This is a genomic window from Fluviicola taffensis DSM 16823, from assembly GCF_943372375.1.
Lineage (GTDB): Bacteria > Bacteroidota > Bacteroidia > Flavobacteriales_D > Crocinitomicaceae > Fluviicola > Fluviicola taffensis_A.
The window spans coordinates 12,404-26,165 of the sequence record NZ_CALRYJ010000005.1 but is presented as its reverse complement, the minus strand read 5'-3'; the positions used below and the strand labels follow the sequence as shown (position 1 = coordinate 26,165).

The 13,762-nt window shown below is 40.4% G+C and carries 15 protein-coding genes; 6 read left to right on the top strand and 9 right to left on the bottom strand.

Annotated elements, in window-relative coordinates:
- Nucleotides 1-97: 97 nt before the first annotated feature.
- Together AAG807_RS08930 and AAG807_RS08925 are read right to left on the bottom strand one after the other, a co-directional pair.
- Complete coding sequence (locus tag AAG807_RS08930) at nucleotides 98-859, bottom strand: ATP-binding cassette domain-containing protein (RefSeq protein ID WP_341902597.1); 762 nt, start codon at nucleotides 857-859, stop codon at nucleotides 98-100.
- Entirely contained in the window at nucleotides 859-1,599 is a 741-nt protein-coding gene (locus AAG807_RS08925; protein WP_341902594.1) for an ABC transporter permease, read from the bottom strand. Before AAG807_RS08925 ends, AAG807_RS08930 begins: the two co-directional genes overlap by 1 nt.
- Nucleotides 1,600-1,794: 195 nt before the next feature.
- Between AAG807_RS08925 and AAG807_RS08920 the strand changes: the two genes are divergently transcribed.
- Both AAG807_RS08920 and AAG807_RS08915 read left to right on the top strand, forming a co-directional pair.
- On the top strand, nucleotides 1,795-2,442 hold the full coding sequence (locus AAG807_RS08920) for a sprT domain-containing protein (protein WP_341902591.1): 648 nt from the start codon (nucleotides 1,795-1,797) through the stop codon (nucleotides 2,440-2,442).
- Entirely contained in the window at nucleotides 2,432-3,520 is a 1,089-nt protein-coding gene (locus AAG807_RS08915; RefSeq protein ID WP_341902588.1) for a mannose-1-phosphate guanylyltransferase, read from the top strand. The genes AAG807_RS08920 and AAG807_RS08915 overlap by 11 nt, the downstream gene beginning before the upstream one ends.
- A gap of 68 nt (nucleotides 3,521-3,588) precedes the next feature.
- On the opposite strand, the gene AAG807_RS08910 is transcribed toward AAG807_RS08915, so the two are convergent.
- From AAG807_RS08910 to AAG807_RS08895, 4 genes are all read right to left on the bottom strand, one after another.
- Entirely contained in the window at nucleotides 3,589-4,296 is a 708-nt protein-coding gene (locus tag AAG807_RS08910; protein ID WP_341902584.1) for a carboxypeptidase-like regulatory domain-containing protein, read from the bottom strand.
- 204 nt (nucleotides 4,297-4,500) lie between these two features.
- Nucleotides 4,501-5,106 (bottom strand): NifU family protein, encoded by a 606-nt coding sequence (locus tag AAG807_RS08905; protein ID WP_341902581.1) that lies wholly within the window; start codon nucleotides 5,104-5,106, stop codon nucleotides 4,501-4,503.
- A gap of 115 nt (nucleotides 5,107-5,221) precedes the next feature.
- Complete coding sequence (locus AAG807_RS08900; RefSeq protein WP_341902576.1) at nucleotides 5,222-6,124, bottom strand: cation diffusion facilitator family transporter; 903 nt, start codon at nucleotides 6,122-6,124, stop codon at nucleotides 5,222-5,224.
- Nucleotides 6,121-6,516 (bottom strand): transcriptional repressor, encoded by a 396-nt coding sequence (locus AAG807_RS08895; RefSeq protein WP_341902571.1) that lies wholly within the window; start codon nucleotides 6,514-6,516, stop codon nucleotides 6,121-6,123. The genes AAG807_RS08900 and AAG807_RS08895 overlap by 4 nt, the downstream gene beginning before the upstream one ends.
- A 106-nt stretch (nucleotides 6,517-6,622) precedes the next feature.
- Between AAG807_RS08895 and AAG807_RS08890 the strand changes: the two genes are divergently transcribed.
- Genes AAG807_RS08890 through AAG807_RS08880 form a run of 3 tightly spaced genes read left to right on the top strand, consistent with a single transcriptional unit; the run spans nucleotide 6,623 to nucleotide 9,714 of the window.
- The gene (locus AAG807_RS08890; protein ID WP_341902568.1) at nucleotides 6,623-7,066 is read left to right on the top strand and encodes a hypothetical protein; all 444 of its coding nucleotides are present in this window, start codon (nucleotides 6,623-6,625) and stop codon (nucleotides 7,064-7,066) included.
- A 48-nt stretch (nucleotides 7,067-7,114) separates the two neighbouring features.
- The gene (locus tag AAG807_RS08885) at nucleotides 7,115-9,331 is read left to right on the top strand and encodes a TonB-dependent receptor (RefSeq protein ID WP_341902566.1); all 2,217 of its coding nucleotides are present in this window, start codon (nucleotides 7,115-7,117) and stop codon (nucleotides 9,329-9,331) included.
- Nucleotides 9,332-9,363: 32 nt separating this feature from the next.
- Nucleotides 9,364-9,714 (top strand): heavy-metal-associated domain-containing protein, encoded by a 351-nt coding sequence (locus AAG807_RS08880; RefSeq protein WP_341902564.1) that lies wholly within the window; start codon nucleotides 9,364-9,366, stop codon nucleotides 9,712-9,714.
- 244 nt (nucleotides 9,715-9,958) lie between these two features.
- On the opposite strand, the gene AAG807_RS08875 is transcribed toward AAG807_RS08880, so the two are convergent.
- Both AAG807_RS08875 and AAG807_RS08870 read right to left on the bottom strand, forming a co-directional pair.
- Nucleotides 9,959-10,675, bottom strand: coding sequence for a hypothetical protein (locus tag AAG807_RS08875; protein WP_341902561.1), 717 nt, complete (start codon nucleotides 10,673-10,675; stop codon nucleotides 9,959-9,961).
- A 76-nt stretch (nucleotides 10,676-10,751) separates the two neighbouring features.
- Entirely contained in the window at nucleotides 10,752-11,120 is a 369-nt protein-coding gene (locus tag AAG807_RS08870) for a hypothetical protein (protein ID WP_341902558.1), read from the bottom strand.
- Nucleotides 11,121-11,191: 71 nt separating this feature from the next.
- On the opposite strand from AAG807_RS08870, the gene AAG807_RS08865 reads away from it, so the two are divergent.
- Nucleotides 11,192-11,530 (top strand): MmcQ/YjbR family DNA-binding protein, encoded by a 339-nt coding sequence (locus AAG807_RS08865; RefSeq protein WP_341902555.1) that lies wholly within the window; start codon nucleotides 11,192-11,194, stop codon nucleotides 11,528-11,530.
- A gap of 7 nt (nucleotides 11,531-11,537) precedes the next feature.
- On the opposite strand, the gene AAG807_RS08860 is transcribed toward AAG807_RS08865, so the two are convergent.
- The gene (locus AAG807_RS08860; protein ID WP_341902552.1) at nucleotides 11,538-13,718 is read right to left on the bottom strand and encodes a cation:proton antiporter; all 2,181 of its coding nucleotides are present in this window, start codon (nucleotides 13,716-13,718) and stop codon (nucleotides 11,538-11,540) included.
- Nucleotides 13,719-13,762: the final 44 nt, after the last annotated feature.

Below are 13,762 nucleotides of genomic sequence, written 5' to 3'. Positions count from 1 at the left end.
TAGTGTGTGTTGAAGATAATAAATTACGGAAAAACCACGAGATATTTATCAAATAGTGCCTTAGCGCCTTTGTGATAAACGGATGTCGTCAATAAGCTTAGTGTTTCTTCAGCGTCTCCTTGATCTCCTTCATAAAGTCTGAAGCGAACACAAAATCATTGATTTCCTTATTGTCAGTAGTAATGATCGATTTTCGATCTCCCTGCCACCAATTCTGACCTTGATTGATGAAAATCACACTTTCCCCGATCTCGATTACTGAGTTCATGTCGTGCGTAATGACAATGGTGGTGATAGCATATTCATGCGTAATCTCCCGGATGAGGTTATCAATCAGGATCGATGTTTGTGGATCAAGTCCTGAATTAGGCTCATCACAAAACAGGTATTTCGGGTTCATGGAAATAGCGCGGGCAATGGCAATACGTTTCTGCATCCCTCCGGAACATTCTGCCGGATAAAGTTTGTTCTTCCCTGTAAGATTTACTCTTTCCAAACAGAAATCAACACGTTCCTGCATTTCCTTTTGGCTCATTTTAGTGAACATCGTCAAAGGAAACATAATGTTCTGCTCAACCGTCATCGAATCAAACAGGGCTGATCCCTGGAATAACATTCCAATTTCCTGTCTGATTTCTTTGCGCTGTAAACGGCTCATTTCTGTAAAATTCCTTCCGTCATATAAGACTTGACCGGAATCGACCTCGTGCAGACCAACAATACATTTTGCAAGTACTGATTTCCCGGATCCCGATTGACCGATAATCAGGTTTACTTTTCCTTTTTCGAAGGATGCACTAACGTCTTTCAGGATTTTAGTATCACCAAAAGTTTTATTGATATTGACAACTTCTATCATTACAATAAGAACATTTGAGTTAGGAAGAAATTCGCGATCAAAATGGCAACACTGGAACTGACTACTGCTTCTGTGGAAGATTTACCCACATCCAGCGATCCGCCCTTTGTATAATAACCTTTGAAAGATGCTATAGAAGTAATTAGGAACGCAAAAACCACCGTTTTTGATAGTGCATAAACAATATCACTATCCCTGTAAAAGAAACGGATTCCGTAAATATATGTTTCTGTAGATGAAAGTCCGGAAAGCTTTAAAGACAACCAACCACCGATCAAACTTAAACCGATAGAGAAGATAATCAATACCGGGAAGAAGATCATTGCTGAAGTCACTTTTGGAAGAACCAGGTAGCTCAGGGAGTTTACACCCATAATTTCCAACGCGTCAATTTGCTCGGTAACACGCATGGTCCCAACCTCAGAGGCGATGTTCGAACCTACTTTTCCGGCTAAGATCAACGAAATAATCGTTGGAGAAAACTCCAGAATGGTAGATGAACGGGTAATGTACCCAACTGTGTAAGTAGGCAGAAGTGGGTTATCCATATTCGAAGCAGTCTGCAATGCAATTACGGCTCCCATAAACACAGACATCAACGCAACGATCGGAATGGATTTAATCCCGATCAATTCCATTTCTTCAAAAAAACGTCTACGGAATATTCTCCATTTTTCTGGCTTTGAGAACACGATCCACATCATCATGAAATACTTGCCGATATTTTGTATTACCCCCATTTCGGATATAAAGTTAAAAAAATATGAATGAGGAATTCAAAATGATGAATGCAAAATTCAAAACAAAGGATACGGCTTTCAATTTTGGGCATTTTGAGTTTGGCATTTGAAAGAAATGCTTATTCACCATTCTTGATTGATAACTTGTTGCCTTCTTGAAGTTTCGGATTGGAAAATCAACTTAACTTTGTATGATTGGAGGCAAAATTGACAAAGAAGGAAAAATATATTCAACAGTTGAAGCCATATCTACCAACTGGTTTTGAAGAGATGGTGGCGGATTTATTGCTGAATCACCCGGTGCGTTTTGCTATCACCAATCCTCGGGCAACCAAATTGGGCGATTACCGGGCTCCGCAATCTGGAGAAACTTTTCATCGAATATCTGTAAATGGAAATTTGAATCCGTATAATTTTTTAATCACCACCCTACACGAATTCGCTCACTTGCGCGTTTATCTCAGTTTTGGATTTCGGATCAAACCACATGGTGAAGAATGGAAAGCAGAATTCAGAAAGCTCTTGTGGCCGGCTATTCAAACGGGCTTGCTTCCAAAGGATATTGAAGTTGCCCTGATGACAAGCCTGACCAACATGAAAGCCTCTTCCTGCACCGACACACAACTGTCACGCGTTTTGAGACAATACGATAAGCGCGAAGGAGGGGAGATAATACTTGAAGAGATTCCAAAAAATGCTACTTTTGTTTTGCAAGGAAAAACCTTTGTAAAGGGAGAGTTGAGACGTACGCGTTTTTTATGTACCGAAGTACCTTCGAAGCGTCAGTTTTTGATTCACTCTCTTGCTACAGTTCAACTTTTAGAAAACACAAATGAAAGATAATTACTGCGTTATCATGGCTGGTGGAATCGGAAGCCGATTCTGGCCAATGTCAACTGTTCAACGACCAAAGCAATTTTTGGATGTTCTCGGAATTGGAAAATCATTACTGAGAATGACATTTGAACGCTTACTGCAAATTGCACCGGCCGAGAATATCTATATTGTTACCAATGCAAATTATGCCTCTTTGGTGAAGGAACAGCTTCCTGAACTGAAAGACAGTCAGATCCTGACGGAACCTGAAAGAAAGAATACGGCACCTTGTATCACCTATGCTGCAGCTAAAATCCATGCAATCAATCCGAATGCGACATTGGTGGTTGCTCCTTCAGATCACTTGATTTTGAAAGAAGATAAATTTACAGAGATTGTAAATACGGCAATTACAACAGCGAATAAGGAAGATCGTTTGGTCACTTTGGGAATTAAACCGACAAGACCTGATACCGGTTATGGTTATATCGAATTCGTTGAAGATGGAGATATTCTTCCAGGTCAGGTGAAAGATGTGAAGCATTTTACGGAAAAACCAAACAGGGAACTGGCTGAAATTTTCTTGAGAAGCGGAAATTATTATTGGAACTCCGGGATTTTTATCTGGCGTGCAAAAACAATTTTGAATGCCTTGGAGAAGTTCAAGCCGGAGCTGTTTCATTTGTTTACGGATCAATCCAATAAATACAATACACCGGAAGAGCAGGCATATGTGAATGCTTCCTTTGCTGCTTGTGAAGATATTTCAATTGACTTTGCAGTAATGGAAAATGCGAAGAATGTGGATGTCGTATTGTCCAACTTCGATTGGTCTGATTTGGGAACTTGGGGTAGTTTGTATTCTCACCTGGATAAAGATTACAATGGAAATGCGGTTATCGGTGACAATGTGCATATGATCAACTCTGAGAATTGCATTGTAAACTTACCAAACGACAAACTGGCTTTGATCCAGGGCTTGGAAAATTACATTATCGTGGAATCCGACAATATGTTGATGATCCTGAATCAGCACGACGAACAGAATTTGAAAAAATACATGACTCCGATGCAAGAATCGAGTCCGAAGTTTTTTCCGAAATAGATTAAAAACAAGTCGGGGCGAATCCGTCAGCTGACGGACGCCCCGACTTGTTTTTTGTAAAGGTTGGTTTATGGTCTGTTATTGTATTCTCTTAGTAAATCAAAGTAACTCAAGGTTTCCATAACCACAACTCCACCGGTCGTATCGCCATATTTTGCGGGAATTGCTCCGGAATAAACCATGACATATCCCAAAGCTGCACTCGGCACATTTTGAACATCGGTCATTTTCACCCCATCGATGTAATTGATTACGTCTCCTTTTCGAGCTCCTCTAAAGATCAATTGTCCGTCATCTGTCAGTTTCACATCGGAAGTCATGGATGCTACCATTTGTTTTGCATTAAACTTCACAGACATGTGCTGAATGTCTTTTTTGGTCAGTTTGATTTCCGGTGCAACACCAGTTGTAAGTCTATAAATGGGTGCTTCAATTGTCACAACGTCAATTTCCGTTGGATTTGTTTGGGCAACCAAACCATTGTTTCCAAAACCATCTGGTGAAACTTCCACCATGTCCTTAGAATAAGTTGTGTCCCCTTCGTAAATAAAGAAAACTTTATAGTTTCCTGCTGGAATGGCAGAAATACGGAATCTTCCATCTTCATCAGTTACTGCTTTATAGACTTGATCTCCTCTGAAGGTTACAGCATAGGCGCCATAGATTCCCTCTTTCTTATCCGGAGTGGTGAAGGTTCCGATGATATCTCCAAATGTGTTTTGTGCGAAAGTCATTCCTGTAAGGAAGAGTGTTGCGATAAATGTGATTGTTTTCATGATCTGAATTTTAATTGATTTCCATAGAGATGTCAGACATCCGGAAATTCCATAAAAGCACATGAACATTTTTTAAAATAAGAAGGGATGCAATGTGTGAAAAAGTGGGGAAGCAATTTAAAAAAAGTGGGGACGCGATGTGGGAAAAAAAGTGGGGACGCGATGCATCGCGTCCCCACCAGATATTTTTTTGTTCAGTAAATCTTACAAAGATTCTGCAACCACTTCTTTTACATCGGGTAAATGTTGTTTCAACAAGTTTTCAATTCCGCCTTTCAATGTTGCAGTACTGGAAGGGCAGCCTGAACAAGCACCACGAAGTGCCACTGTTACGGTTCCTTCTTCAAATCCGACAAAATCAATTGCGCCGCCGTCACCTTCCACTGCCGGACGAACATATTCATCCAATAAGGAACGGATCGCGTCATCGTATTCGGATGGAGCATATTCTTTGGCTGGTTTTGAATCGTCGCTGCCTGCAGGTTTTGATTTTGCAACCGGCATTTGGATCAGGATATCTTTTCCTTCAGCAATCCAGTTCTTAACGAATTCACGTAATTCCATGGTAACGAAATCCCAGGAAATAGTATCGTTTTTAGCAATTGTCACAAAATTTGCCGTGATGAAAACTGTTTTTACAAAAGGGAAATGAAATAATTCTTCTGCTAATGGTGAATAACCTTTGGCTTCTGCACCTGAATGAAATTCAACCGACTCTCCATTGATCAACAAATATTTGTTTGCAACGAATTTCATCGTGTTTGGATTGGGAGTCATTTCTACATATACTGTAACTGGAACTGATGTCATGATGTTTGTCTGTTTATTTGTGCAAAGATACGGCAAATTGAAAATTGAAAATGTAAAATTGAAAATATGTTCAAATGTTGCCTTCGACTGCGCTCAGTCAACTAGATTTCAAAAGTCATTTAGCGTAGTCGAAATGCCCTTTGAAATCATCCGATGGCTCCACGTGCACTAAAATATCTTCAATCTCCGGAATTTCATCCATCAGATGCTTTTTCAGGTTATGAGCAATGGTGTGCCCTTCATGAACGCTTAGTTTTCCGTCCACATGAATGTGCAGATCTACCCAGTAACGCATTCCCGATTTGCGAACCATGCATTTTTCGGTATCGATAATTCCTGCGACTTCGGTTGATTTATCACGAATAATCAGGATAAAATCATCATGTACATGTTCGTCCATGATTTCTCCCAAAGCAGGTCGGAATATTTTGTATGCATTATAAAGAATGATCAAGGAAGCAACGAGTGCCGCCCAATCATCTGCCTGAGCCCAGGAATCACCCATGTAAACTGCAATAGCAATTCCAACAAAAGCAAAAGCAGAAGTAATGGCATCACTTCGATGATGCCAGGCATCTGCTTTCAACGAAGTGCTTCCTGTTTCATCTCCTGATTTGGAGACAAAACGAAAAAAGAGTTCCTTGACGATAATGATTCCTCCTATAAACCAAAGCGTATAAGCCTTAGGAGCTTTGTGCGGAGTTTGAATGTTGTAAATGCTTTCGATGATGATTAATGTGGCTGAGGCAACTAAAAATCCAACAACTACAAAGGTGATTAAAGGTTCTACTTTTCCATGCCCATAAGGATGATTTTCATCAGGTGGCCTTTTTGCATATCGAAAGCCAATAATGACTAGTGCAGAAGCAAAAACGTCACCGGTAGATTCAATTGCGTCGGCAATCAATGCATAGGAGTTTCCGAAATATCCGACCAAGGCTTTCACAATGGCCATCAGGAAATTGCCTACTAAACTGAACCAGGCAGTTTTTTCTGCTTTTTCATGGTTGACACTCATTCCTCCGAACTTTTGCAGTTTTTACAGATCCCGGAAATGGTGAAGAAGGTTTCTTCTGCCTGAAATCCTTCAGGAAGTGAAAAAGACGGAATTACCTGATCCAGGCAAGTCAATTCACCGCAAACCCTGCAACTGAAATGAATATGTTCGTGATCATGCTGATGATTGTGATCGCAGGAATTGCAAGCAGCATAGTTGACAACACCGTTTACATTCACGATTTTGTGAATCAATCCGTCATCCAGTAAACGTTCCAAGACACGGTAAATAGTGACACGATCGCACAATCCATTCAATTTGTGTTGAATAGCAGGCTGAGACAAGGCTACATTCGAGTCATTAATGAGTTCTAAAATAGCGCTTCTCGCTGCTGTGTTTCGTGTTGTCTTCATCTTGATTTTCAGGATAACAAAAGTACGAAGTTTAATCCGTTGGCATTTCAAGTTAAAAGTTTTTTATGAATTTATCCCTACTTCTTTTTTTGTACTTTTGATTTCGATGAAACGAATGCTTCAAATAGGAATGATCGTAGTTGTGCTGATGGGCACGATTGGGATTCCTTTTTATCAGCATACCTGTTTACACGATAACAGCGTTTCGAATTCTGTTTTTGTTCCTTCCGGTGAATGTTCGGAAGAGCATCTGACGGTTGAAAAACCAGCTTGCTGTTCCGATAAGGAAGTAATCGTTTCTGATCAGGAGACCATTTCCGATAATTGTTGTTTGGATGAGGTTTCCAACTGGCAATTCTCTTTTTTCTTCTTTCAAAATGTACATCCGATCTTTTCCGAAGCGGTAGAAGAGATTTCCATTTTGTCGTTCTTCTCACATTTTGAAGTGCTTTGGGGAACTGATGACAACGAACTTTTTTCCGGTTCCGATCCTCCCACCATACTTTCAAGTCTCGAAAGATTAACTCATTTGTGTATTTGGCGTCTGTGATTCCTTCCTTTTGTTACAAAAGTGAAGTAGAATCAAACGTTAAAAACAATGAGATATATATTAATCGGTTTTTTCCTGTTTTTTCTTTCTAATAGTCAGGCCCAACTTCAAGGGATTGTATTTGGAATAAAAAATGGTGGAAAAATCCCGCTTAAACAAGCAAAAGTAATTTTAAGAAAAGCTCAAACCCAAGTCTACACAGAAGAAAATGGTCGTTTTGAGATGGTCTTACCTAAGGATTTACCTGATCTTCTGGTGATTTCTGCCCCCGGATATGAGAGTGATTCTGTCATTGTCACAAAAGAGGATCGTTTTTCCGGATTGGAAGTATTCCTTTTTGAAATCGATGAATTGGATGAGGTGATCATTGAGTTCAAACAGGATTCCAAAACCTTTTCCCGTTTAAAACCGCTTCAGGTTGAAAATCTGGGGGAGGGTGAATTGAAAAAAGCAGCCTGCTGTAATTTATCGGAGTCTTTTGAAACCAACGCAACAGTTGATGTGAATTTCACAGATGCAGTTTCCGGAGCAAAGAAAATCCAATTGTTGGGATTGGACGGTGTTTATACGCAATTGCAAATGGAAAACATTCCGTTTCTAACCGGTTTGGAAAGTAGTTTCGGATTGAATTCGGTTCCGGGAACCTGGGTTGAATCGATCCAGATAACGAAAGGAACAGGTTCCGTAGTGAATGGGTATGAATCCATGGCAGGATTGATCAATGTCGAATTTCGGAAACCAACCACCATGCAACGCCTTTTCGTGAATGGATATGGTTCCAGTTTGGGAAGAGCAGAATTGAATGTGCACGGAGGACAGATCATCAACGACAAATGGAGCACGGGAACGTTCGCACATGTTTCAACGCTTCAAAGCGAATGGGATGGGAACAAGGACGGTTTTCGCGATGCACCTTTAAGTAAATCGGGTTCTTTTATGAATCGCTGGGAATATACCGGTAAAAAGTTTGAGACCCGATTTGGTGTAAATGGGTATTATGATCAACGATTAGGAGGACAATTATTTGGAACTGCCAATCGATACAAAGCTGAAACAACCAATCAACACGCAGAGTTTTTTGCTAAGACAGGCTTCCTGTTCCCGAAAAAACGCTACCAGAGTTTAGGGATTGTTTACCAATTCAAATACCACCAATCGGATGGGTTGTATGGTTTACGTGATTTTGGAGGAAGGGAACTCCGTGGTTATGTCAACGCGATTTTCGATGGAATCATCGGATCCACCTCCCACAAATACAAAGTTGGGATTTCAGCCGTAGGTCAGGATTTGCAGCAACATGTGGACTCTGTGAATTTCAATCGGAATGTCATTACACCGGGTGCTTTCTTCGAATATACTTACACAGGAACCCGTTTGGTTTTGGTGGCAGGTATGCGTGCAGATTACCAAACCGCATTCAGTGACCAGAAAGAAAAATTCCAGTTTTCACCACGAGTGCATGCAAAATATACTTTGGATGAATTTACAGACATTCGCGTTACAACAGGAAAATCCTGGAGATTGCCAACAATAGTGATGGATAATTCCTCCTTATTGGCAACTTCGAAAGCATGGATCGTAAACGGCAGTAACGAACAGGAAGAAGTTTGGAACTCCGGAATTTCAGTTATACGAACCATGAGGTGGTGGAATCGTGCGGCAAGTATTTCAGCCGATTTTTATCATGCCCGCTTCACGAAGCAATTGATTATCGATCGGGAGCAATCAACAGATTCGATCTTCTTTGGTTTTCAGCGGAATGTTTCCAGAAGCAGTACTTTTCAGACAGAGTTGAGCTTCATGCCATGGAAAACGATCACTTTCCGTTTGGCTTATAAGTTCCTGGAGGTGAAAGCGGATTACGCTGGAAGTCTCAGACAACAGGTGATGATTCCTCAGCACAGAGGATTGTTCAATGTGGCATTTGCGAGCAGAAACAAGAAGTGGGAATTGGACGGTACGATTTCTGTATATAGTCCGATGCGTTTGCCGGATGTGACTTTACCGGATGGTTCGCGTTTAACGAACGAGAAGAGTAATGTTGTACCTGTTGGCTTGGCACAGATTACACGTCATTTCAAACGTTGGGATGTATATGTCGGAGGAGAGAACTTGTTTAACTTCAAGCAAAAAAATCCGATTATCAGCGCAAATAATCCTTACGACCCAACCTTCGATGCGACCCGTGTTTGGGCGTCGGTTATGGGAACGGTCGTTTACGCTGGATTTAGATATGAGATTAAACGGAAAGTAGAAAAAAAGTGATTGATAAAATTTAAATTTTAAAATAGAACCCTATGAAAAATAGTTTGTTAGTATTAGCTCTTTTGTTTGTAAGCAGCTTCGGATTTAGTCAAAAAACAGCCGCCAAGGTAGAAACAGTTGTCATTGCAACAAGTGCGGAATGCGATGAGTGTAAAGAGCGTATTGAAGGAGCATTGAATTATACGAAAGGAGTTAAATTCGCAGAATTAGATGTACCCTCGCGAAAATTGACTGTAAAGTTCAAGAACGATGTAATTTCATTAGCTGAGATCAAAAAACAGGTTTCCCTATTGGGTTACAATGCGGATGAGGTTTTGGCCGATCCCACAGCATTTGAAAAATTGCCTGCTTGTTGTAAACCGAATGGAATGGAGAAACACTAAGTAAGAACGCGGCGGTTATTGATTAACAGTTGCATTAAAGGATATTCCTCGTGTACTTCGTGATCCTAGTGGTTTATATTAACCACAAAGTACACGAGGAACACGAGGTTTTTATTTGTAGGAGTCATGGTTTCAACAATATCCGTACGATTTTTTTTTCAATCATCTCCAATAAAAAATATTCCTTTTGTGCTTCGTGCTCTTTGTGGTAATAACCACGAGGTATGCGAAGAGCACGAGGTTTTTAGTTTTTAGCGGTATTTTGATGAATGAACTGATGCTTGGAAATATTGGAAAGTGTCAAAAGACCACCGACAGTTAAGACTGCCCCACCAACAAATGGAAAACCTGCTCCTATCAAATCAGCAATGTTTGAAGAAAATAGGAAAGGAAGGCAGAATAACATACCAAAGATACCAGCTGTAACAGCACTAATCGCCCCATATTTTACAATCACTTTTAATGATAGTTCTGCTTTCTTTTGACAGCTCTCATTTTTTACAATCAGTTCTTTTAGTTCTGTTGTATTGAGATCTGCATATGCTTCAATTGTCCAGGTTTTGATTTTTTCACTTGTTCTACCTTTTTTAAAATCCTTGTAAAATGAAGTCCATTTATCAGGAAGGAGGATGATGCCGAAAGCTAAAATAGCAAAACAAGGGAAACTATAATTTCCGTTTCCGAGCATGAATGCCTGCATTCGAATTTCATCTAAGGGTGTCATCTCATAACCCAGTAAAACATGTTTCATATCATGGCTTTCATATTTAGGGACAAGGGTCAATTGATTTTGATCCAGACATTTTGCTATATCGTACCCCAAAGTTCCTTCCGGAAGTTTTCTTAAACGAATCATTTTTTCGTTATATTCTGACATATCATAAAATTGCTGAATGGTCCAAACGGATAAATTGAACGATTTCTTAATGACTTTTCGAGCTAGTTTTTGAAGGATGTTCATTAAAAGGATGTATTTACTGGTTTTTAATATAACGTAGGGATATTTAAATTATTGAGTCAGGTTTTCTTCCACGAATTTAACCTCCGATCTTGAAGGAGGCATTGCTAAGCATTAGTACAATAAATAAGGGTACTATTAGCAATGAACTCGTTTGTGCCAGATCAATTAACAGGTGTTTGAATTGATCATTTTTGAGATGCTTCACGATAAGTGCAATGGTTGTCCATAGCCAAAATAGGAGGATGGAAACCCCGCTTATAATGATGTGAAGAAGTCCGTCCAAATAGTCACTTTGAAAAGCAAAAGAGAGCATGAAGCTGATAATGGTACTTGCCAGATAAACCAGGATAACCGGGAGAATCAGTTTATTTCCCGGTTTGCCAATCAAACGGTGAAACCAAATAATACAAGCTGTAAATGCAATGAGATTCAGTATAATAGCCATGGTTGTTTTTAACTAATTAAATTCAATAGTGTAAATTGGAAACGATATATTCGCAAATAAGTTACTAATTGATGATAAATTTTTCCACATTACATCATTACGCCATGTCGTTGCCGGAAGCCAGTGAAGAACCTCATTTCGAGAAAAAATCTTACCGGGTGAAAAAGAAAATATTTGCAACTGTCGGAACAGAAGCGGATTTTTTTGTCGTGAAACTGACACCGATCCAACAATCCGTGTTTTGCAGTTGGGATGAAAGTGCGTGTCACCCAATTCCTAATAAATGGGGATTACAAGGTTGGACACAGGTTTATTTCGGGAAGGTGGATGAAGATTTTTTGAAAGATATTGTGAAGACTTCCTATTCGAATGTGGCACCTAAGAAATTGGTGGATTTGATCTCGGATTGAAAATCAATTACTCTTCCGTCTTCTTAAACATTCCCCCAACTTCTTTGGACAAACGCTGAATGGTTTCCACACCTGCGGCAAGCGGACTTCCGCTCATGTCGTCGTAAGCTGCGTAGGATAGATCAGCAGGGCTTTGGGACGGATAAATGAATAGGTGATCCAGGTTCGGATTCTCCTTCTCCATGCGCTGCGGCAAAGATTCCATTCCGGTAAAAGCAGAAACGGATCCGGAGCGTGCAAAAACGGATACAAACAATTGGTTTTCACCAAAACGAGGCAATTTCTCCACGATTTCTTCCGGCGACTCAATAGGAAAATGTGTCAGATCAGCGTTGAATTTCCGGTAGGTGCGATACGCCTTGAATTTCTCGAAAGTTTCGCGGGTGCTGTATACATCAATATCCAGGTTCAATTCTTTGGAAATACGCATCACACGTTCCAGCCATTGATTACAATCCTGCTCCAATTCGGCATAAACGGGACAGACTACCGAAATTTTGCGGTAACTGGAAAAAGAATGATTGAAATGACAGAAGAAAACGGTTTTCTCACACACGTTCAATAAGTGATCCCGGTCATCGCCGATGAGTCTCTGAAACAAGTTGGCTTTTGAGTTATCGTTGATCAATACGATATCCGCCACCAATTCTTTGGAAACTCGCGAAATTCCGCTGGATAGGTTGTGGTCGATTGTCGCCATGGCATGGACATTGATCTCACCGCTGTTGTAATGTGTGATGAAATCATCCATGTGTTTTCTGGAACGACGGATTCGCATTTCAGCTTCTTCATCGTTTTCGAGAACGCTCACTACCGAAATCGGGTTCATGACTGTTTTGTCTGTAATCAGAACCGAAAAGTCGAGCAATTGTTCATTTCCTTTCAGTTCATTTGCTGCAACCAATACATGTTGACTGCGCATGGAAGGTCCTTCCAATGGTTCATTCTTGGTTTGCGCAATGAGTAATTTTTTTCCTGCATTTTCGGTTACAAAAGAGGCGGTCATGCTGGTGATCAAAATGAGGATAACGGTTCCGTTGACAATTTCAATATCCAGAATTCCCATCGTGTATCCCACATTGATCACGGCCAATGTTGCAGCTGCGTGTGCGGTACTTAGACCAAAGATGAGTTGTCTTTCCGCACCTTTCAGTTTGAAAATAAGTTGGGTGATCAGAGCTGCAAGGAATTTGCTGAATATGGCAAAAGCACTCAGGATTCCGGCAACTGCCCAGGCCCAAGGTTCGTTTGCCAGCGCCTTCACGTTCACAACCATCCCGATAGAAATCAGGAAGAACGGAATGAATAAGGCATTTCCAATGAACTCAACCCGATTCATCAAGGTGGAAGAATGAGGAATCAACCGGTTCATGACCAATCCCGCAACGAATGCCCCGATAATGGCTTCTATTCCCGCAACTTCCGCAAGGAATGCAGAGAAGAAAAGGATGGATAATACATAAATGAATTGGGAGGATTTCTCCGATTCCAGTTTTCGAAAGAACCAGCGCGAAATTTTTGGAACTCCCCAAAACATGATCAAACTGAAAATGGAAAGGGTGATTGCCAAGTGAATTAAAACGTTGGTATTAATTACTCCATTATCTGAACCGGAAATAACCGCCAGGATAATCAGTACCGCAGTGTCTGTAAGAATTGTTCCTCCAACTGCAATTGCAACCGCTTCCATTTTGGAAATACCAAATTTGGAAACAATCGGATAGGCAACCAGGGTATGCGTAGCAAACATACTGGCAGTCAGCAAACTCGCAATTTCGCTTAAACCAAGTGCATATCTGCAGGTTGGATATCCCAAAAGAAGCGGAATGAAAAAGGTCAATGCCCCGAAAGTGATTGATTTGTTCCGGTAGCGCTTGAAATCCTGCATGTCCAATTCCAGACCGGCCATGAACATGATGTACAATAAGCCAATTTTGGAAAACATGTTCACGAATCCCGTTTTCATGTTGGCTTCCGAAATTAATTGAAATCCATTCGGACCAATAATGACTCCGGAAATGATCAATCCGATTAACCCGGGAATTTTGAATCTCCGCAAAATAATCGGAGAAAAAAGGATAATCAATAGGAGAAGGGAAAAGGTAAGAATCGGATTTTCCAAAGGAAGTTTAAACTCACCAATTAAGTTTTGAAATTCTTTAGAAAATTGCTCGAATAACCCGTTCATTTAATTGGAATAATCGCAACAAAAGTAATCGCATTTTTCACGAA

What these genes read in the sequence shown, in the direction of transcription:
- AAG807_RS08930 (WP_341902597.1), bottom strand. Translation starts at nt 859, where the DNA reads ATGATAGAAGTTGTCAATATCAATAAAACTTTTGGTGATACTAAAATC.
- AAG807_RS08895 (WP_341902571.1), bottom strand. Translation starts at nt 6,516, where the DNA reads ATGAAGACAACACGAAACACAGCAGCGAGAAGCGCTATTTTAGAACTC.
- AAG807_RS08865 (WP_341902555.1), top strand. Translation starts at nt 11,192, where the DNA reads ATGATAAATTTTTCCACATTACATCATTACGCCATGTCGTTGCCGGAA.
- AAG807_RS08870 (WP_341902558.1), bottom strand. Translation starts at nt 11,120, where the DNA reads ATGGCTATTATACTGAATCTCATTGCATTTACAGCTTGTATTATTTGG.
- AAG807_RS08890 (WP_341902568.1), top strand. Translation starts at nt 6,623, where the DNA reads ATGAAACGAATGCTTCAAATAGGAATGATCGTAGTTGTGCTGATGGGC.
- AAG807_RS08905 (WP_341902581.1), bottom strand. Translation starts at nt 5,106, where the DNA reads ATGACATCAGTTCCAGTTACAGTATATGTAGAAATGACTCCCAATCCA.
- AAG807_RS08860 (WP_341902552.1), bottom strand. Translation starts at nt 13,718, where the DNA reads ATGAACGGGTTATTCGAGCAATTTTCTAAAGAATTTCAAAACTTAATT.
- AAG807_RS08885 (WP_341902566.1), top strand. Translation starts at nt 7,115, where the DNA reads ATGAGATATATATTAATCGGTTTTTTCCTGTTTTTTCTTTCTAATAGT.
- AAG807_RS08910 (WP_341902584.1), bottom strand. Translation starts at nt 4,296, where the DNA reads ATGAAAACAATCACATTTATCGCAACACTCTTCCTTACAGGAATGACT.
- AAG807_RS08925 (WP_341902594.1), bottom strand. Translation starts at nt 1,599, where the DNA reads ATGGGGGTAATACAAAATATCGGCAAGTATTTCATGATGATGTGGATC.
- AAG807_RS08915 (WP_341902588.1), top strand. Translation starts at nt 2,432, where the DNA reads ATGAAAGATAATTACTGCGTTATCATGGCTGGTGGAATCGGAAGCCGA.
- AAG807_RS08880 (WP_341902564.1), top strand. Translation starts at nt 9,364, where the DNA reads ATGAAAAATAGTTTGTTAGTATTAGCTCTTTTGTTTGTAAGCAGCTTC.
- AAG807_RS08900 (WP_341902576.1), bottom strand. Translation starts at nt 6,124, where the DNA reads ATGAGTGTCAACCATGAAAAAGCAGAAAAAACTGCCTGGTTCAGTTTA.
- AAG807_RS08875 (WP_341902561.1), bottom strand. Translation starts at nt 10,675, where the DNA reads ATGAACATCCTTCAAAAACTAGCTCGAAAAGTCATTAAGAAATCGTTC.